Source organism: Mesorhizobium sp. M0968 (assembly GCF_040319065.1).
In the GTDB taxonomy this organism is placed as follows: Bacteria; Pseudomonadota; Alphaproteobacteria; order Rhizobiales; family Rhizobiaceae; genus Mesorhizobium.
Genome location: NZ_JAMYNL010000002.1, coordinates 45,696 through 63,951 on the forward strand (window position 1 = coordinate 45,696; position 18,256 = coordinate 63,951).

General features: G+C 61.4%; 16 protein-coding genes and 1 tRNA gene. 10 read left to right on the top strand and 7 right to left on the bottom strand.

Annotated features, from left to right (window positions below; translation table 11 throughout):
• Positions 1 to 14 precede the first annotated feature (14 nt).
• Genes NKH67_RS03055 through NKH67_RS03065 form a run of 3 tightly spaced genes read right to left on the bottom strand, consistent with a single transcriptional unit; the run spans position 15 to position 3,013 of the window.
• Complete coding sequence (locus NKH67_RS03055) at positions 15 to 1,328, bottom strand: homoserine dehydrogenase (protein WP_352500850.1); 1,314 nt, start codon at positions 1,326 to 1,328, stop codon at positions 15 to 17.
• Positions 1,329 to 1,368: 40 nt separating this feature from the next.
• Positions 1,369 to 2,586 (bottom strand): LL-diaminopimelate aminotransferase, encoded by a 1,218-nt coding sequence (locus NKH67_RS03060; protein ID WP_023678886.1) that lies wholly within the window; start codon positions 2,584 to 2,586, stop codon positions 1,369 to 1,371.
• A gap of 40 nt (positions 2,587 to 2,626) precedes the next feature.
• On the bottom strand, positions 2,627 to 3,013 hold the full coding sequence (locus NKH67_RS03065) for a hypothetical protein (RefSeq protein WP_352500851.1): 387 nt from the start codon (positions 3,011 to 3,013) through the stop codon (positions 2,627 to 2,629).
• A 97-nt stretch (positions 3,014 to 3,110) separates the two neighbouring features.
• Here NKH67_RS03065 and phaC point away from each other — a divergent pair, with 97 nt between their 5' ends.
• The 3 genes from phaC (at position 3,111) to NKH67_RS03080 (ending at position 6,650) form a co-directional block, all read left to right on the top strand.
• Positions 3,111 to 4,955, top strand: coding sequence for a class I poly(R)-hydroxyalkanoic acid synthase (gene phaC / locus NKH67_RS03070; RefSeq protein ID WP_352500852.1), 1,845 nt, complete (start codon positions 3,111 to 3,113; stop codon positions 4,953 to 4,955).
• A gap of 270 nt (positions 4,956 to 5,225) precedes the next feature.
• Positions 5,226 to 6,401 carry a YcbK family protein gene (locus NKH67_RS03075; RefSeq protein ID WP_353030275.1) on the top strand — a complete coding sequence of 392 codons (1,176 nt, stop codon included), beginning with the start codon at positions 5,226 to 5,228 and terminating at the stop codon, positions 6,399 to 6,401.
• Between the two features lie 174 nt (positions 6,402 to 6,575).
• Positions 6,576 to 6,650: transfer RNA gene (locus NKH67_RS03080), tRNA-Glu, on the top strand.
• A gap of 124 nt (positions 6,651 to 6,774) precedes the next feature.
• Here the strand turns inward: NKH67_RS03080 and NKH67_RS03085 are convergent.
• Complete coding sequence (locus tag NKH67_RS03085) at positions 6,775 to 7,071, bottom strand: DUF982 domain-containing protein (RefSeq protein ID WP_023678889.1); 297 nt, start codon at positions 7,069 to 7,071, stop codon at positions 6,775 to 6,777.
• Between the two features lie 297 nt (positions 7,072 to 7,368).
• Here NKH67_RS03085 and map point away from each other — a divergent pair, with 297 nt between their 5' ends.
• Both map and radC read left to right on the top strand, forming a co-directional pair.
• Positions 7,369 to 8,196 (top strand): type I methionyl aminopeptidase, encoded by an 828-nt coding sequence (map, locus tag NKH67_RS03090; RefSeq protein WP_352451363.1) that lies wholly within the window; start codon positions 7,369 to 7,371, stop codon positions 8,194 to 8,196.
• 52 nt (positions 8,197 to 8,248) lie between these two features.
• Positions 8,249 to 8,995, top strand: coding sequence for a RadC family protein (gene radC, locus NKH67_RS03095; protein ID WP_352451364.1), 747 nt, complete (start codon positions 8,249 to 8,251; stop codon positions 8,993 to 8,995).
• 88 nt (positions 8,996 to 9,083) lie between these two features.
• Here the strand turns inward: radC and NKH67_RS03100 are convergent, their stop codons facing one another.
• From NKH67_RS03100 to NKH67_RS03110, 3 genes are all read right to left on the bottom strand, one after another.
• Positions 9,084 to 11,663 carry a bifunctional diguanylate cyclase/phosphodiesterase gene (locus NKH67_RS03100; protein WP_352501097.1) on the bottom strand — a complete coding sequence of 860 codons (2,580 nt, stop codon included), beginning with the start codon at positions 11,661 to 11,663 and terminating at the stop codon, positions 9,084 to 9,086.
• Positions 11,664 to 12,109: 446 nt separating this feature from the next.
• Positions 12,110 to 13,153: a class I SAM-dependent methyltransferase gene (locus NKH67_RS03105; RefSeq protein ID WP_352500853.1), complete on the bottom strand. Its 1,044-nt coding sequence runs from the start codon at positions 13,151 to 13,153 to the stop codon at positions 12,110 to 12,112.
• Between the two features lie 59 nt (positions 13,154 to 13,212).
• Positions 13,213 to 14,307 carry a glycosyltransferase family 4 protein gene (locus tag NKH67_RS03110; protein WP_352500854.1) on the bottom strand — a complete coding sequence of 365 codons (1,095 nt, stop codon included), beginning with the start codon at positions 14,305 to 14,307 and terminating at the stop codon, positions 13,213 to 13,215.
• A gap of 494 nt (positions 14,308 to 14,801) precedes the next feature.
• Here NKH67_RS03110 and NKH67_RS03115 point away from each other — a divergent pair, with 494 nt between their 5' ends.
• The 5 genes from NKH67_RS03115 (at position 14,802) to coxB (ending at position 18,241) form a co-directional block, all read left to right on the top strand.
• Positions 14,802 to 15,158, top strand: a complete 357-nt coding sequence (locus tag NKH67_RS03115; protein WP_352451366.1) for an SPW repeat protein — start codon at positions 14,802 to 14,804, stop codon at positions 15,156 to 15,158.
• A gap of 131 nt (positions 15,159 to 15,289) precedes the next feature.
• Entirely contained in the window at positions 15,290 to 15,739 is a 450-nt protein-coding gene (locus NKH67_RS03120) for a DUF2231 domain-containing protein (protein WP_352470450.1), read from the top strand.
• The gene (locus NKH67_RS03125; RefSeq protein ID WP_352500855.1) at positions 15,739 to 17,085 is read left to right on the top strand and encodes a PQQ-dependent sugar dehydrogenase; all 1,347 of its coding nucleotides are present in this window, start codon (positions 15,739 to 15,741) and stop codon (positions 17,083 to 17,085) included. Before NKH67_RS03120 ends, NKH67_RS03125 begins: the two co-directional genes overlap by 1 nt.
• 93 nt (positions 17,086 to 17,178) lie before the next feature.
• On the top strand, positions 17,179 to 17,340 hold the full coding sequence (locus NKH67_RS03130; protein WP_352500856.1) for a hypothetical protein: 162 nt from the start codon (positions 17,179 to 17,181) through the stop codon (positions 17,338 to 17,340).
• 85 nt (positions 17,341 to 17,425) lie between these two features.
• Positions 17,426 to 18,241 (top strand): cytochrome c oxidase subunit II, encoded by an 816-nt coding sequence (gene coxB / locus NKH67_RS03135; protein ID WP_352500857.1) that lies wholly within the window; start codon positions 17,426 to 17,428, stop codon positions 18,239 to 18,241.
• The last annotated feature ends 15 nt before the right edge of the window (positions 18,242 to 18,256 follow it).

An 18,256-nucleotide genomic window follows, 5' to 3' on the forward strand; every position in this document is an offset into this window, starting at 1 on the left:
AAAATGTGAGACTGCTATCCGGCCCGCTCGATGCGGATGACTTGCGGCTTGTCGGTCAGAAGGCTGTCCCTGGTGATGCCGTCGACGGCCTTGCGCACCGCCGCCTCGGTCGTCTCGTGGGTCACCAGGATGACCGTCTTCTGTGCCTCGGTTTCCGGCCCGGCGGCATGCTGGACAATCGATTCCAGCGAAATGTCGTTGTCGGCCATGCGCTTGGCTATTGCCGCGAAGACGCCGAGGCGGTCGTGCACGGTCAGCCGGATGAAATAGCCGCCGGCATGGCTGCGCATCTGCGCTTTCTTGTAAGGCTTCAATTCCTTCGCCGGCCGGCCGAAGACCGGACCATGCTGGAAGCCAGGCCGGCTCTTGGCGATGTCGGCAATGTCGCCGATCACCGCCGACGCGGTGGCGTTGCCGCCGGCGCCAGGCCCGGAAAGCAGCAATTCGCCGAGGATGTCGGTTTCTATCGCCACCGCGTTGGTGACGCCGTGCACCTGCGCGATGACCGAGGCCGTCGGCACCATGGTCGGGTGCACGCGCTGCTCGATGCCACTTTCGGTGCGTTGGGCGACGCCAAGCAGCTTGATCCGGTAGCCGAGATCGCCGGCCGCGCGGATGTCGGCCTGGCTGATGTTGGAGATGCCTTCCATGTAGATATCGTTGGCGGCGATCCTCGTGCCGAAGGCAAGGCTGGTCAGGATCGACAGCTTGTGCGCGGTGTCGTGGCCCTCGATGTCGAAGGTCGGGTCGGCTTCGGCATAGCCCAGCCGTTGCGCATCCTTCAGGCAGGCATCAAAGGACAGGCCCTCGGCTTCCATGCGCGTCAAAATATAATTGCAGGTACCGTTGAGGATTCCGAAAACGCGGGTCACCGAATTGCCGGCCATCGCCTCGCGCATCGTCTTGATGACCGGAATGCCGCCGGCCACCGCCGCCTCGTAATTGAGCAGCACGCCTTTCCTCTCGGCGATCTCGGCCAATGCCACCCCGTGCTTGGCAAGCAGTGCCTTGTTGGCGGTGACGACGTGGCGGCCGGCCTCGAGCGCCGCTTTGACGGACGAGCGTGATGGGCCTTCGTCGCCGCCGATCAGCTCGACGAAGACATCGATCTCGGCGGTCTGCGCCATCTTGACGGCATCGTCGAACCACTGTGCTGTGCCAAGATCAACGCCGCGGTCGCGTTTGGGATCGCGGGCCGAAACCGCCGACACGACGATGTCGCGTCCGCACTGTCGCGTCAGTTCAGCCGCCTTGTCGCGCAGCACGCGGGCCACCGACGCACCGACGGTGCCGAGCCCGGCAATTCCAACACGCAACGCTTCAGCCATGTCCGGCGACGCCCCATTCAGTCGGTCGATGTGTAGAAAATCAGCGATGCGCGGCGAGCGGTACGACGTTATTCGGCTGCTTGGCGCTGGATGCGAGGAAGCGCTTGATGTTGCGCGCCGCTTGCCGGATCCGGTGCTCGTTTTCGACCAGCGCGATGCGCACGTGATCGTCGCCATGCTCGCCGAAGCCGACGCCCGGCGCCACCGCGACGTCGGCGTGCTCGATCAGGAGCTTGGAGAATTCAAGCGAGCCCAGGTGCTTGAACGGCTCCGGGATCGGCGCCCAGGCGAACATCGATGCCGCCGGTGCGGGAATGGTCCAGCCGGCGCGGCTGAAGGCGTCGACCATGACATCGCGGCGTTTGCGGTAGACGTCGCGCACTTCCGCGATGTCGGCGCCATCGCCGTTGAGTGCATGCGCCGCCGCCACCTGGATCGGCGTGAAGGCGCCGTAGTCGAGATAGGATTTCACTCGCGTCAGCGCCGAGATCAGCCGTTCATTGCCGACCGCAAAACCCATGCGCCAACCCGGCATCGAAAAGGTCTTCGACATCGAGGTGAACTCGACGGCGACGTCTATGGCGCCCGGCACCTGCAGCACCGAAGGCGGCGGATTGCCGTCGAAATAGATCTCCGAATAGGCAAGATCCGACAGGATGATGATGTCGTTCTTCCTCGCGAAGGCCACCACCTCCTTGTAGAAATCGAGCGAAGCGACCAGTGCCGTCGGATTGGACGGATAATTGAGGATCAGTGCCAGCGGCTTCGGGATCGAATGGCGAATGCCGCGCTCCAGGGCCGGGATGAAGCCGTCGTCCGGCTCGACCTGCAGCGAGCGGATGACGCCGCCCGACATGATGAAGCCGAACGCATGGATTGGATAGGTCGGATTAGGGCAAAGGATCACGTCGCCGGGGGCGGTGATCGCCTGCGCCATATTGGCGAAGCCCTCCTTCGAGCCGAGCGTCGCCACCACCTGGCTGTCCGGGTCGAGCTTCACGCCGAAGCGGCGGGCATAGTAGTTGGCCTGGGCACGACGCAGGCCCGGAATGCCGCGCGACGACGAATAGCGGTGCGTGCGCGGATCGCGTACCACCTCGCAGAGTTTGTCGACGATGGCCTTGGGCGTCGGCAGGTCCGGATTGCCCATGCCAAGGTCGATGATGTCGGCGCCGCGCGAACGCGCGCTGGCCTTCAGCCGGTTGACCTGTTCGAAGACATAGGGCGGAAGCCGGCGGACCTTGTGAAATTCTTCCATGGCAGTTCCAGACAGTGAGGTTGCGGTCGCGCGTATAAGCCTATTTGCAACTAGGGTCGAGAGCGGGGTCGCATTTGCCTTCGATCTGCTTCAGCGCCTCGGCGCCGTGTTTTTTTGCCAGCTGGTCCAGCGCTGCCTGGTCCGCAACCTTGACGCCGCCGCCCTTGGCGGCCTGGCTCTGCTCCTCGGCCTTCAGTTGGGCGAGCTTGGCGTTCTTTTCCTCGTCGGTGAATTGCTCGGCCGCCACCTGCGGCCGGATGTTCAGGTTCGGATAGGAACCGGTGTCCTTCGCGCCGACAAGGCCGGTGGCGGGCGCCGCACCTTCCATGTTGCTGCTCGTGCAACCGGCCATCGCCAACAGGACGAGCGCCATGCGGCAAAAACGACCAGTGCCGGAAAAAACGTCCTTGCCAATATTAATCGTCATATTGTTTTCCTGGCGGCCGGGTTAGAGCACATTGGACCCTGTTCGGTATCCCATGGTAATATGTCAACAAAACGCTTCGGGAGGAACCCCGCGAACCATGTCCAAAACACCCGATTCGGGCAAAGCGGAAGATGACCAACCTTCGACCGTCGAGCAATATCTGGTGAAGGACCCGGAACGCTTCGCTCTGAACATGGCTCGCATGATCGAGCAGGCCGGCAAGGCCGCCTCGGCATGGGCCGAGCCGCGGGAAAAAGGCGAGGTGCGCGATCACGTCGCTGAGCCGGTCGTCGACATGGTGAAGACGTTCTCCAAGCTCACCGAGTACTGGCTCTCCGACCCGCAGCGCGCGCTGGAGGCGCAAACGCGGCTGTTTTCCGGCTACATGACCGTCTGGGCCAACGCCGTCCAGCGCATCGGCGCCGGCGCCGAGGACGCCGAGGACGCCGAGGACACGGTCAAGCCCGAGCGCGGTGACAAGCGTTTCCAGGACCCGGAATGGGGCCGCAACGCCTTCTTCGATTTCCTCAAACAGGCGTATCTGGTCACCTCGCGCTGGGCGGCCGAACTGGTCGAGCACGCCGACGGCCTGGACGAGCACACCCGCCACAAGGCCGGCTTTTATGTCAAGCAGGTGTCCAATGCCATCTCGCCGTCGAATTTCATCCTGACCAATCCGGAATTGTTTCGCGAGACTGTCGCCTCCAACGGCGAAAACCTGGTGCGCGGCATGAAGATGCTGGCCGAGGACATTGCCGCCGGCAAGGGCGACCTGAAGCTGCGGCAGGCCGATTATTCGCTTTTCGAGATCGGTAAGAATCTCGCCACCACTCCCGGCAAGGTGGTCGGCCGCAGCGACGTCGCCGAAATCCTGCAATACGAACCGACTACCGACACCGTGCTCAAGCGGCCGCTGCTGATCTGCCCGCCATGGATCAACAAATACTACATCCTCGACCTCAACCCGCAAAAATCCTTCATTCGCTGGGCAGTCGAGCAAGGCCACACCGTCTTTGTCATCTCCTGGATCAACCCGGACGAGCGGCACGGCGCCAAGAGCTGGGAGGCCTATATCAGGGAGGGCCTGCAATACGGCCTCGACACGATCGAGAAGGCCACCGGCGAAAGGCAAGTCAACGCCATCGGCTATTGCGTCGGTGGCACGCTTCTGGCGGCGGCCCTGGCGCTGATGGCGCAGGAAGGCGACAACCGCATCAAATCCGCCACCTTCTTCACCACCCAGGTCGATTTTACCTATGCCGGCGATCTAAAAGTGTTCGTCGACGAGGAGCAGGTCGCGGCCGTCGAAAAGGCGATGAACGAGAAAGGCTATCTCGACGGCACGAAGATGGCGACCGCCTTCAACATGCTGCGCTCGGGCGACCTGATCTGGCCCTATGTCGTCAACAACTACATGCGCGGCAAGGATCCCCTGCCTTTCGACCTGCTGTACTGGAATGCCGATTCGACCCGCATGGGCGCTGCCAACCATTCCTTCTATTTGCGCAATTGCTATCTCGAGAACAGGCTTTCGCAAGGCATGATGGAACTGGCGGGCCGCACGGTTTCGCTGAAGGACGTTACCATTCCGGTCTACAACCTCGCCTCTAAGGAGGACCATATCGCGCCGGCGCTTTCGGTCTTCCTCGGCTCGAAATATTTCGGCGGCGAGGTCGATTACGTCATGGCCGGCTCCGGCCACATCGCCGGGGTCGTCAATCCGCCGGCGGCGCAGAAATATCACTACTGGACCGGCGGCAAGCCGGCCGGCGACTTCGACCAGTGGCTCGCCGGGGCCACCGACCATCCCGGTTCCTGGTGGCCGCACTGGCAGCGCTGGATCGAAGCCAAGGACAATACCCGCGTACCGGCTCGCAAACCGGGCGAGCATATGCAAGTTCTAGGCGAAGCCCCCGGCACCTATGTCAAGGTGCGCGTGTAACCATCTGTAATGTGTGGTGAGTTGACGCGCCGCCAAAAGCGGGCGAAATGGTGCCGTCAACCCTGAGCAGCCTTGATTCATCCTCTAGCCGCCAAATTACTTTGAGGCTTGCAGATTTGACACAGGTCTCGTTTCCGGTTCGGGGAACAAGGGTCATTTCGACGAGACGTTTCGACGCCGCGCCAATGACGAACCGGTCGGATATCGAGGGGGAATTTTGTTTTGAGATCAGCAGGATCGCGCCTCGCGAAGGGAGAAAGCCGCGCGATTGTGGCGGCGCTTTTCTCGGTGCTCCTGGCGTCCTGCACCTCGGCCGGCGACCCGACCATGTCGGTCGGCATGCCAGGCTACAATACCTCGGCTACCGAAATCAGCACGGCCGCCGGTGCGCCCCAGGCCAGCACGGCCGCATCATCGTCGCAGATGACAAGCGCACAAATGACGATGAATGCCGACGGCGACGCCAACCTTCCCGAGCAGGTCGCCTATGTGCCGGTGGCCAAGCCAGGGGCCAAGCTCGACGCTGGATTCCCGATCGCCGTCCCCACGGCAGCCGAGACGATCGCGGGACACACGCCGCAACCGCTGCAACCAAACGCCCAGACAGCCGAACAGGCCGTGGCGCAGAACAGTGCTGATGCATCGAAGCCCGACGCCAAGGCCGCCGCACCGGCGATGACCAACCCGGTTTATGTGACCGCCGGCGAGATGCCGCAGCCACAGGCCTACGCACCGAAGAAAAACTTCCTGGCCTCACTGTTCAGCGCCACGCCTGCTTCGGCGGCACCTTCTTCGCCGGCCAACAGCAGAGCGGGCGGGCAGCCAACGGTCATGCAGGCCAAGGCGACGCCTGCGGCAAAACCCACCGTCACCCTGGCTTCGGCCGATCCGGCTGAAAAGCCGGTGCAGCTGGTGTCGACAGGCGACACCAGCCACTTCACCGCCGATGCGCTGCCCGGCGTGCGACAGACGGCGCTGTTCGAGATCAAGCGCAAATCCGGCCTCGACGATGAGAGTGATGTCGATCTCAACGAAGACGAAGGTTCGGGTGGCGCCTATCAGGTCGCCTCCGCCGCCGGCCTTGCCCGGCTGGCGCCCAACGGCCTCCTGAAACAGAACGAAAGCGTCGATGTCGCCTGCTTGAAGCCATCGCTGGTTCGCGTGCTGAAGACGATCGAAGGCCACTACGGCCGCAAGATGACGGTCACCTCCGGCTATCGCGATCCGGCCCGCAACCGCCGCGCCAACGGCGCAAAGAATTCGCTGCACATGTACTGCGCCGCCGCCGACATCCAGGTTCCCGGCGTCTCGAAATGGGAACTGGCGAGCTATATCCGCACCATGCCGGGCCGCGGCGGCGTCGGCACCTACTGCCACACCGAATCCGTCCATGTCGATGTCGGCCCCGAGCGCGACTGGAACTGGCGCTGCCGCAGGCGCGGCTAGGGCGAGGATCTTCCGTCACCGCGAAGGCCCTTCGGCGGCGTTGCATCATGCCGCAAAAACCAGCTTGGCTGTCGGAAAGACGCGGTTTGGAGCCAAAGGAAAAAAGTTGTCGCAGCCGGCGGCAGACGGGTTGCCGGTTTGTCGCGACGCAACTATAAGCGCTCACATCTGAGCGCGCCCATCGTCTAGCGGTCAGGACACCGCCCTTTCACGGCGGTAACAGGGGTTCGATTCCCCTTGGGCGTACCAGCATTTCAACTTGGCATATGTCTATCGCCAGCGTGATGCTGCGCCAGCTCTGCTGGGCCCGCCACTCTGACAGGGATGTCGGCAAGAAGAGACGAAGACGACTGAGGACTATGTCGAAGGCTGTCTAAGCCCGCAGTCCCCTCGCCTCGCCGCCGCGCTTGCGCGGAACCATCATGTCCCTGGCAAGCAGGCCGCTCACCCGGCAAAAGGCCATGAAGGCCCGCCATGCGTCTTCGGTCTCGACGATGTCCACCGTGGCGCCAAAACAGGCATTGAACGCGGCCTGGTAGGTTGGTCCCTTCCGGCGAACCGGCCATGTTTGCAGGAAATCGAGCGCCTGCTCGACACTGTAGATTTCCTCGACCGGCTGGCCGGGCACAGGCGCGATCCGCACCGGCACCTCGAATTGCAGTCTGTCCATTCGATCTCTCCCGAACTGACACCCCCGCAGCAACGCCGTTCGTCGCAAAAAATTGCCGTGGCGGCTTAATGCTTGGGCCGCTTCTCGCCTAGAAATGTGTCGTCACTACGGTGGTCAATGAACCCAGCGAAGTATGGGCCGCTAGAGGCAAGGAGAATGCCCCCAGGCGTGAATATCGCCGGTCTTCGGCCCGTCGCTGGCAGTTCGTCCTTGAACCTTGCGCTTTCCAGTGCCAAATCTGGGAAGGTTTCTCTCGCCGAGGCTCATCCAGCCCCGCATCCCTGCAAGACGGATAAAATGGTCACCTATCTCGACGCCGCCACGGCACCGCTCAGAAACACCGGCCAGATCCGTCTTTACGACGAGGAAGGTTTTGTCGGCATGCGCAAGGCTTGCGATCTCACCGCGCGCTGCCTTGACGAACTGGTACCGATTGTGGCGCCCGGCGTCACCACCGAAGCGATTGATCGCTTCGTCTTCGAGTTCGGGATGGACCATGGCGCGCTTCCGGCGACGCTCAACTACCGTGGCTACACGAAATCATCCTGCACCTCGATCAACCACGTCGTCTGTCACGGCATACCCGACAACAAGCCGTTGAAGGATGGCGACATCGTCAATATCGACGTCACCTATATCCTCGACGGCTGGCATGGCGACTCCTCGCGCATGTATCCGGTGGGCACGATCAAGCGTGCCGCGGAGCGGCTGCTCGAAGTCACGTATGAGTGCCTGATGCGCGGCATCGCGGCAATCAAGCCGGGCGCCCGAACCGGCGCCATCGGCGCCGCCATCCAGACCTATGCCGAAGCCGAGCGTTGCTCGGTGGTGCGTGATTTCTGCGGCCACGGGGTTGGCCGGCTGTTTCATGACGCGCCGAATATCCTGCATTACGGCAGCGCCAGCGAAGGCGTCGAGATGCGGCCGGGCATGATCTTCACCGTCGAGCCGATGATCAATCTCGGCCGGCCGCATGTGAAAGTGCTGTCGGACGGCTGGACCGCGGTGACGCGCGACCGTTCGCTGTCGGCGCAGTACGAGCACACGATCGGCGTCACCGAGACCGGCTGCGAGATCTTCACGCTGTCGCCAAAAAACCTCGACCGCCCCGGCCTGCGGGCCTAGTGTCTGGCAGATCGGGCGTTACCTTGCCCGGCAAATGCTGGGTGGGGCAGCCATGAACGGCAACGACGACGAGCGGGCCTTCTTTCCCGAAAGGCCAGTGCGATCGCCCGCGAAGGCGGTGGCCGCCGACAAGCCGCATTATCTCGGCCATCGCGACCGCCTGCGCGAGCGCTTCGCCGCCGGTGCCAACACCCTCCCCGACTACGAACTGCTCGAGCTTCTTTTGTTCCGGCTGATCCCGCGCGCCGACACCAAGCCGGTCGCCAAGGCATTGCTGGCACGCTTCGGTACATTGGCCGAGGTCCTCGGTGCGTCCGTCGAGCGCCTGCAGGAGGTGAAGGGCATCGGCCCGGCGGTGGCGCTCGACCTCAAGGTGGTTGCGGCAACGGCGCAGCGCATGGCGCGCGGCGAGATCGCCGGCCGCGAGCCGTTGTCGACGTGGACGCAGGTTCTCGAATACTGCCGGTCGGTGATGGCCTTCGAGGAGCGCGAGCAGTTCCGCATCCTGTTCCTCGACAAGAAAAACGCGCTGATCGCCGACGAAGTCCAGCAGGTCGGCACCGTCGACCACACACCGGTCTATCCGCGCGAGGTGGTCAGGCGCGCCTTGGAGCTCTCCGCCACGGCGATCATTCTGGCGCATAACCATCCGTCGGGAGACCCGACGCCGTCGCGCGCCGACATCGAGATGACCAAGCTGATCATCGAGACGGCCAAACCGCTTGGTATTGCCGTTCACGACCACATCATCATCGGCAGGAAAGGCCACTCCAGCATGAAGGGGCTGCTGCTGATCTGAGGTTTGGCGTTGTTTTCAGCTTTGTCCGCTGTACGCCTATGTACCGCAACGTGAAGGCGGTCGGCTCGATAAATTCTGGCGCCGAGGCTCAGCTGGCCGTGCGCAGGCGTCGCGATCGGACAAAGGTCTTAAGTCCCTCGGAATCGAACGCGTGGCCGAAGGCATAACCCTGCAATATGTCGCAGCCCAGGCCCTTAAGTAGCCGTGCATGCTGCATCGTCTCGACGCCTTCCGCCACGACCTCGATACCCAGCGACTTGCCGATTTCAATGATCGACGAGACAACCTGCCTTCTCTGCGGCGATTTGACGATTGGGGTGACCAGCTGCCGATCTATCTTCAGCCGGCGCGGCTGCAACTTCAGCAAACTGACCATCGAAGCGTAACCGGTACCAAAATCGTCTATTTCGATGTCAATCCCCAGTTCTTTTATCTGCTCGATGTTCCACGTGACAAGGTCGTCGTTCTCGTCCAGGAAAATCGACTCAACAAGCTCAAACGAAACTGTTCCCTTCTTGATATTTTGCTCTCGCAGGCTCTTGATGAGCTCCTCATCCTGAAGGCGCCTGGCCGAGACATTGACCGACACCCGCGGAATGTGAAGTTTTGCAGCGGACCACGCTTCGAAATCCGAAAGCGATTGCTTCAATATGGCTTGGTCGATGATCGAGACAACGTTCAGTTCTTCTGCAATTCTCAGGAAGACGTCGGGCGCCAAAATACCCTTTATTGGATGTTTCCACCTCGCCAGCGCCTCAACCCCAACGATTTCGAGCGTCTTTGCGTCAAATTGGGGCTGGTAGAACGGGATGAACTCGTTGCGCTCGAGGCCGCCGAGAATTTCGTCGGCAATCCGCTTGGTATCGACGATTTCGCTTTGCATCGCGTCGGTGAAGAATTCGTATCGATTGCGCCCCCGCCCCTTTGCTCGGTAAAGCGCGATATCGGCGTTCACCAGCAGGTGTTTGGCTTCGACATCTTTTCCGTTGTCGACAGCGATTCCCACGCTGACACCAAAACGGCATCGATGACCCTGATAGTAGACCGGTTCGCGCATCTGGCTGATGACGCGGTCGGCGAGCAGCGCCAGCTGCTTGGTATCGTCGCGCACCACGCACAGAACGATGAATTCGTCTCCCCCGATACGGGCGACGAATCCCTCGTCGCCGACCTTCGATCTGAGGACTGTCGACGCGTGAACCAACATCGCGTCACCGGCGGCGTGGCCCAGTGTATCGTTGATGTGCTTGAACCGATCCAGATCTATGTGAAGCAGTGCCGCGTGCCCACCTGAGCGCCTGGCGTTTGCCGCGTAATGTTCCAGTACCTGGTCGAGGTAACGCCGGTTGGGCAAGCCGGTCAGCGAATCATGAAGCGCGATGTGCTCTATGCGCGCTTTGGCCGACTCGAGTTCCGCATTTTTCGACTCGGACAGCTGTTTTGCACGAACCAGATCCTTGTTCAGCAGGACGTCGGCAGTCACGTCCCATTCCGCGCCGATCATTTTTGGGGTGTCGTTTGCGACCCGGTAAACGATCGCCTTGGACCGGACATGACGAATCTCGCCATCCTGACGCACAATCCGGTACTCCGACAAATATGGTCGTCCGCTGGCCACCGCCCTGTCGAAGTCCGCGTTGGCGCCAGCCAAATCATCTGGGTGGATTGCTCCCGCCCAGTCTGGATAGCCCCGGTGCTCGCCGGTTGGTTTGCCATATATTTCGTTGACGCGATCATCCCACGTAAGCTCGTTGGTCGCGAGATCGTGTTCCCAAACCCCAATAGCCGAAGCTTCCAGGGCGAGTTCCAAGCGTCGTGACAATCGACGCAATTCCGCATAATTGCGCTGTCTTTCGCCAATCAGGCGGCCTGTGACCAGGAAAGGGAACACAACCAAGGCTCCGGCCGTCGCCATGATAGCGCGCAACAACCATGCGTTGCTTGGCGTCGAAGGCCAGCCATTTTTGGGAATGGCCGCGATTTGCCACGAACCGGATGGGAGCACAACGTCGGCTGTCACCGGATCGCTTTTGCTGATCCGCTCACTACCGTAGAATTGGTCTCCATTTTGGCCGAGAGCGTCCCTGCCGATCAGCGCTATGTCAATCCCGAGATCGTCGTCAAGCAGCCCGCTCGCCCGATAAAGACGCTGCACGTCGACAACGGCGGAAATGATGCCCCAGAACCTTTCGGTATTGCCCGCGCTCCGCACGAAAACCGGAAAGCGGCCGATGAAGCCTTGTCCTCCCTGCTTCAGCTCGACGGGGCCGGCAAGCACCAGCTTGCGTTCGTCTCGCGCCCTTAGCGCAGCCGCACGCTGTCGCTCGTTCTTGCGGTAGTCCAGGCCCATCGCCTGCTCGTTACCCTCCATCGGGTACATCAGGGAAACGACCAGATCGGGCGCGCCGGCAATATTGTTCAATTGCGAGTCGGCGCCAAACAGATTGCTCGCGAGTGAGGCGAAGCGTTGCTGTCCCATATAGGGCTCGGTCACGACCGCGGAGACCAATCCACGCACGAGTTGAAGGTTTCCGTTGATATTGCCTTCGAGCTTGGCGCGGATGAGGTTGACCTTGGTCAGCACGTCCGCACGGACGGCCTGGTCCGAGACGACTTTGTTCTGGTGCTCCGCGAACGCAGCGCTGATAAGTATGACGACAAGCGCGATCGCCGCCGGAATATTTGCCGACGAAAAGACGACCTCCCTGATGCCGCCGAACCTAGCGCGGAAAAAAGCCAATAGGCGATTCCTCAAGTGCCATTTCAGGTTTTCGGGTCGACCCGATGAGGAACATTAGCTTTCAATGTTTAATTTGACCTTCACGCTCCTTAGAGCTGTTGCACTTCGACCGTTGCTGACGTTGCAGGCCCGAGCGGTTGGAGCCAGCTGCCGACTTCCACTGCCATGGTCCCACTGATTGAGATACGCTGGCGCCGGCGATCCAGCGTCTGTCGACCATTCGCGAGGAGATCTGCTCATCTCAAGGCGCTCGTCTGTGGAAGCGGACCGAGAGAGAGGCCGGCTAGACCTGGCTTGCTCGGAAGATCGAGGAGCGCGAGCGCGATTGCACAAGTCGACGCTCCGACCCGGGTACTCTGGAGCGTTGACCTGGACTAGTGCCCCTCAATCGCCTTGGGAGACACAAGGTATGGTATCTTGCCGACGCTGCGCTTCGTCGCGCCAACGGAATAAGCCATCGGTATCTTGGGAGAGTTCTCCGGCAAGCCGTACATATCCTTGCCGGCCCGCACGGCAAATGAAAAGTGCTGCCACGAAACCGTGTCATGCTCATTGAGAAAATCGAGCGTCAGACCAGCTGAAATCAGCGCATTCACCACGTCACTGATCGGGTGGATCCATTCATAATAGCGAGGATGCTTCAAGATGCGATCATCGCCGGTGTAGGTCAGTTCCTCGTTCCAGGCGAGCGGCCGAGCTATCGGCGTTCGCCAGTCGTGCTTCAATTCCAGGGCCGCGGCCTTTCGATCGCACTGAAACAGCAATGGATGGCCCTCGGCCATGTAGAGGCGGCCGCCGGGTCGCAGAAGATCGGCAACCACCCGCGCCCAACGGAACACGTCGTCCAGCCAGTTTACCGAACCCCAGGTAACGTAAGCGATATCAAAGGTCCGGCCGAGCGCTTCCACCGCCTCGAACAGTGGCGCTTCCACGAAGCGCACGTCGGTGCCTGCCTTCGCAGCAAAATCCCGCGCTGCCACGATCGCCGTCGGTGAAAAGTCGAGCCCGGTCACGCTGCCTGCGCCGAGATTCTTCAGGCTGATCGTGTCAAGACCGATGTGACACTGCAGGTGGACGATATCCTTGCCGGCGATATCGCCGAGCTCGCGCGTTTCCAGCTCATAGAGATTGGATCCACCGGCCAGCACATTCTCGATGTGGTAGCTGCCCGTCGTGTCGGTCGAGTGCAGTTCGGCCCGATCATCCCAATTAAGGCGGTTCGCGCCCAGAAACCGTTCCAAATTCCCCCACCCCTGACCGACGCATGGTAAACAAGTCGTTAAAGCACCTTTGCAGCGAAAGTAGCTCGCGTCAATCCGGACCGGGCGGCAGTGCGCCGCCGCTCGCGAAAGCATTAGCCCCGGGAGGGCTTGCTGCTGATCAAAGGCTTCTGGCGCGATCGCCGCGCCCGGCGACAAGACCCCGCAGGCGCTCCCGGACTCCGCCGTCGTGGTCTGTATGTGGATCAGTCGGTTCCTCAGCCCGGCACAGCCACCATCGCGATATTTCTGGAGAGCTCGTTTGTGGGGGCAACTGCGTCTGCCGTGCCGCTCGTGAGTGCTCGGTAGAGTGCCAGATAATCGCTGCACATGCGCTCGACCGTGAACCGCTTCTCGAACGTCTGCCGCACTCGTGCGCGATCGAGGCTGTCTATGCGCCGGAGCGCGCCCACGGCTTCCTCCACCGTATCCACGATCCATCCGGACACACCGTCATCGATGATCTCCGGGACGGCGCCACGCCGGAACGCAACCACCGGCGTACCGCAGGCCATTGCTTCGATCGTTACGAGACCGAAGGGTTCCGGCCAGTCGATCGGAAACAAAAGCGCTTTCGCATTGCCCAGAAAATCCGCCTTTTGCCGCTCATCGATCTCGCCAATGAACTCCACGTTCGAATGCCGCAGCACTTGCGGCTCGACCCTTTCCTTCCAGAACGACTGGTCCACCTTGTCGATTTTGGCGGCGATCTTCAGGGGAAACCCGGCCCGCGCCGCTATTTGTATGGCCGCTTCCGGCCCCTTTTCCGGCGAGATGCGACCGAGAAACGCAAGATAGCCGGAGGTGTTCGGGTGGAACGGCAGAAGATCGCGGGGTAGGCCATGATGCACGGTTCCAACCCAATTGACGGGCGGCATGGGCCGGCGCTGGTCGAAGGAAATCGAGACCAGGGGAACGTCGTCGAACATCGCATAAAGCCGCGCCAGATCGGGCAGGTCGAGCCTGCCGTGAAGCGTGGTAACCGTTCGTCTGGCAAAATCCCGAATTATGGGGAAGTGCAGAACATCGACGTGGAAATGCAAAACGTCGAATTCACCGGCTCGCCGGCGCACCCGTTCAAGCATCATAACATGGTGCGGACCACCGTCCTGGACCCTGGGGTTCAGGCGCAGCGCGACGTCGCAACACGGCACCAGCTCGGCTGAGGTACGAGAATCGGCGCTGGCGAACAGCGTCACCTCGTGGCCCTGTCGGGCAAGTTCTTCGGTCAGATACGAAACAATTCGCTCGGTTCCACCGTAGGTTCGGGGCGGCACGGATTCGGTTAGCGGTGCGATCTGGGCTATTTTCATTTAGAAAATCTTTTCGGCGGCGATCGCCGTCTTTCAAACAGGCTTCGGCGGCAACCAAGACAAGCGAGAGCTTCCCGTTGCGAAGTATTCTATGCAGAGCGTATTTATAGTTGTGCCGTCCGTGCTCCTCCCGTGCAATCAGGTTTCCCTTATTCAACTCCTCTGCATCCAAGAACTGCGATCCATGAGAAATGTTTCACCGGCTCGATAAAAAGACAGAATGAGCTACGCGCCGCCGCCCCGCCGCCCCCTGACAGGCAGCTTTGGATCGCTCGATCACCACCAAGTGATCCAGGCGTGCCGGTGCCGAATGGAACATAAAGCCCGGAATTCAGTTAGATAGCCGGATTTGGCTGGAGTACCGCCAGATGCGGAATTCCAGCCGGGCAGGGCACTACCGTGACACGGAGTGAGCGGCTTCGGGCGCATCTCGCCGAACTCAGGCACCACCTTGCCGAACTCGGGAGCCATAAACGCTCCCTATGGAGGATGCCATGAACCAGTGGACAAACGCCAGGCTCTGTGACGTAGCCAACCTGATCCTTGGGGCAATTCTGTTCTTCTCCCCCTGGATCTTCACCTTTGCGGCAGGCCCGCAGACGCAGAACGCCCTCGGCAGCGGAATCTTGATTGTCGTGCTTTCGGTTGCCGCCCTCGCAGCATTTGCCGTGTGGGAAGAGTGGGTGAACCTGGTCGTCGGACTGTGGGTTCTCGCATCGCCCTGGGTGCTTGGATTCCAGGCGACCACGGCGATGACCGTGCATGTCGTGATCGGCATTCTGGTCGCCGTGCTGGCGGCGATCGAGCTCTGGATGATGTATCAGAACCCGCCGACCCAGTCCGCCGCCTAACAGGCGCAGCCAGCCAGCGCCCTTTTTTGGGCCTGACGGATCTATCGGTCGTCTGCCGGTCTCTCGGCAACAGCCGCCGGAGGCCGGGTAGGCGGCGTTTGTTTGGACGAGAATAGGAAGGATGGCGCATTATGGTCGGTGACAATCCGCGTTCGACGGCCAGGATTGCGGGACATCCTATTCATCCGATGCTCGTGCCATTTCCGATCGCCTGCTTCGTCGGCACCCTGCTGACGGATCTAGCCTATTGGCGAACAGCGGAGATGATGTGGGCTGACTTCTCCGCTTGGCTGGTTACCGTCGGCGTGATCATGGGCTGCCTAGCAGCGATCGCGGGGCTGATCGATTTCCTGGCCAATCCGCTGATAAGGGCACAGCCCCCCGCCTGGCCGCACGTGCTCGGCAATCTTCTGGCGCTGGCGTTATCCATCATCAACATGCTCGTGCACACCCGCGATGCATGGACCTCCATCGTTCCTACAGGCTTGATCCTCTCGGCGGTTGTCGTGCTCGTCCTCATCTTCACTGGTTGGCTGGGCTGGTCCATGGTGTACCGGCATCACGTCGGAGTGGCGGATTGATGCGCATAGCAAGCTCCATCGGTCAGACCAGGCGCATCGCGGTGTCCGTCCTCGTTTGCACTGCGGCGATCACTCTTGCAGCGTGCAGCGGCAACGACCCGGACCCCAGCAGTCAGATAGGGCCGAATCCAAAACTGCCGGACCCGATCCAATATTTCTTCCCGCCCATGCATCTCGCTTCCGTGGTCGGATGGAATAGCGACGAGAAGCCGACAGTCGCGCAGGGGCTGCAGATCCAGGCTTTTGCCCACGGCTTGCAGCATCCGCGGTCGCTTTATGTGCTGCCCAATGGCGACGTGCTGGTAGTCGAGTCCAAGGCGCCGGGTGGCGAACCGATCAAACGGCCCAAGGATTTGGTGATGGGCTGGATCGAATCCTGGGTCACCTCGGGCGGCGACAGCGGCCCAAGCAACCGCATTACGCTGCTGCGCGACGCCGATGGCGATGGCAAGCCGGAGCTGACCAGCGTATTCCTCGACCACCTGAACTCCCCCTTTGGCGTGGCGCTGGTGGGAAGCGATCTCTACGTCGCCAATACCGACTCCATCGTCCGCTATCCCTACAACACCGGTGACACAAAGATCACCGCGCCCGGGACGCCGCTAACCGCCCTGCCCGGCGGCCCGATCGACCACCATTGGACGAAGAGCCTGGTGGCAAGCCCCGACGGCTCGCTGCTCTATGTCGGCATCGGCTCGAACAGCAACGTCGCCGAAAACGGCATCGAGGCGGAGAAGAACCGCGCCGCCATCTGGCAGGTAGACAGGGCCACCGGCCGGTCGCGCATTTTCGCCAGCGGTTTGCGCAATCCAAACGGCCTGAGCTGGGAGCCGCAGACCGGGGCGCTCTGGGCAGTGATCAATGAACGCGACGAGCTCGGCCCCAATCTCGTGCCGGATTATCTGACCTCGGTAAAGGATGGCGGCTTCTACGGATGGCCATACAGCTATTACGGCCAGCATCTCGATCCCCGCGTCATGCCCCAACGTCCGGACCTGGTCGCAAAAGCGATCGTTCCGGATTATGCACTGAGTTCCCACGTCGCCCCTCTGGGGCTGGCCTTCTATGCGGCAACCAGCCTTCCCGAGGCATATCGCGGCGGCGCCTTCGTTGGCGAGCATGGCAGCTGGAACCGCACGCGCTTCAATGGCTACAAGGTAGTTTTCGTACCATTCAGCGGCGGCCGTCCGAGCGGCGTCGCTACCGACGTGGTGACTGACTTCCTGGACAAGGACAACAAGGCGCGCGGCCGGCCTGTCGGCCTGGCTGTCGACAAAACCGGGGCCCTGCTCATCGCCGACGACGTCGGCAACACAGTTTGGCGGGTGACATCTGCCGGCCAATAAAGTGGCTCCACTCCCTTCGTCGAGCTGTCGGTCGAGCAGGAGGAGGGATCCCCGACGATCGCCGTTCCGGTGGTTCTGCTAGGCGCATTCGGCGTGCCCGCCATTGCCGGCTACTCCACGCTGACGATGTTTGCCGCGTGGCCGCATCGGGCGGGTGAGCTGGAAATAGATGAGGGCCTGCCGCTGATCACCGCCGAACCAAGGACCGCCAGCGCCGCGAAATGGTATTTTTGCCCTTCCCACAGCCGGCTCTAGAATTTTCATCGCAAATCAAGTTATGATGCACTTGGTATTTCCCGGGACGGCTTGCGCCGCTTGGAATACCGGGAGGAACCGGGACATGGCCGTTGCGCTTGTACTCGTTCTGATAGTCGTGGGCTCGGTGTTGTTCCACTTCCTGAGCCCATGGTGGTGGACGCCGATTGCCTCGAACTGGGACTATATCGACAACACCATCATCATAACTTTCTGGATCACCGGTGTCGTCTTCGCCGCCGTGGTTCTTTTCATGGCCTATTGCGTCTTCCGCTTCCGTCATCGGGAAGGCAATCAGGCGGCATACGAACCTGAGAACAGGCGGCTCGAATCCTGGCTGACGGTCGTCACCGCGGTTGGCGTCACCGCTTTGCTCGTTCCAGGCCTGTTCGTCTGGAGCCGGTTCGTTACCGTTCCAAGCGACGCAACCGAGGTCGAAGTCGTCGGCCAGCAGTGGCAATGGAGTTTCCGCCTCCCCGGCAAGGACGGCAAGCTCGGCACATCCGACACTCGCGACGTCAACGCTGAAAATCCACTCGGCGTCATCGCCACCGATGCCAACGGTCAGGACGATGTCGTAGTGGAAGCGGCCGACCTGCACCTCCCGGTAGGCAAACCGGTCAAGATGCTGCTCCGCTCGATCGATGTGCTGCACGATTTCTACGTGCCGGAATTCCGCGCCAAGATGGACATGATCCCGGGCTCGGTCACCTATTTCTGGTTCACTCCGACCAAGACCGGAACCTTCCAGGTCCTGTGTGCCGAACTCTGCGGCCAGGGACATCCGATGATGCATGGCGTGGTCATGGTCGATACTCAGGAAGACTATCTGGCGTGGCTTGGCCAGCAGCAGACTTTTGCGCAGCTGTCCGCGCCCCAGCAGATGGGCTCGGCAGAGTAGGAAACCGGAACGACG

Excerpts from the sequence above, each read along its gene's own strand:
- NKH67_RS03055 (WP_352500850.1), bottom strand. The coding sequence starts at position 1,328 with ATGGCTGAAGCGTTGCGTGTTGGAATTGCCGGGCTCGGCACCGTCGGT.
- NKH67_RS03085 (WP_023678889.1), bottom strand. The coding sequence starts at position 7,071 with ATGGACAGACTGCAATTCGAGGTGCCGGTGCGGATCGCGCCTGTGCCC.
- map (WP_352451363.1), top strand. The coding sequence starts at position 7,369 with ATGGTCACCTATCTCGACGCCGCCACGGCACCGCTCAGAAACACCGGC.
- NKH67_RS03120 (WP_352470450.1), top strand. The coding sequence starts at position 15,290 with ATGGTCGGTGACAATCCGCGTTCGACGGCCAGGATTGCGGGACATCCT.
- coxB (WP_352500857.1), top strand. The coding sequence starts at position 17,426 with ATGGCCGTTGCGCTTGTACTCGTTCTGATAGTCGTGGGCTCGGTGTTG.
- phaC (WP_352500852.1), top strand. The coding sequence starts at position 3,111 with ATGTCCAAAACACCCGATTCGGGCAAAGCGGAAGATGACCAACCTTCG.
- NKH67_RS03065 (WP_352500851.1), bottom strand. The coding sequence starts at position 3,013 with ATGACGATTAATATTGGCAAGGACGTTTTTTCCGGCACTGGTCGTTTT.
- NKH67_RS03060 (WP_023678886.1), bottom strand. The coding sequence starts at position 2,586 with ATGGAAGAATTTCACAAGGTCCGCCGGCTTCCGCCCTATGTCTTCGAA.
- NKH67_RS03125 (WP_352500855.1), top strand. The coding sequence starts at position 15,739 with ATGCGCATAGCAAGCTCCATCGGTCAGACCAGGCGCATCGCGGTGTCC.
- NKH67_RS03110 (WP_352500854.1), bottom strand. The coding sequence starts at position 14,307 with ATGAAAATAGCCCAGATCGCACCGCTAACCGAATCCGTGCCGCCCCGA.
- radC (WP_352451364.1), top strand. The coding sequence starts at position 8,249 with ATGAACGGCAACGACGACGAGCGGGCCTTCTTTCCCGAAAGGCCAGTG.
- NKH67_RS03115 (WP_352451366.1), top strand. The coding sequence starts at position 14,802 with ATGAACCAGTGGACAAACGCCAGGCTCTGTGACGTAGCCAACCTGATC.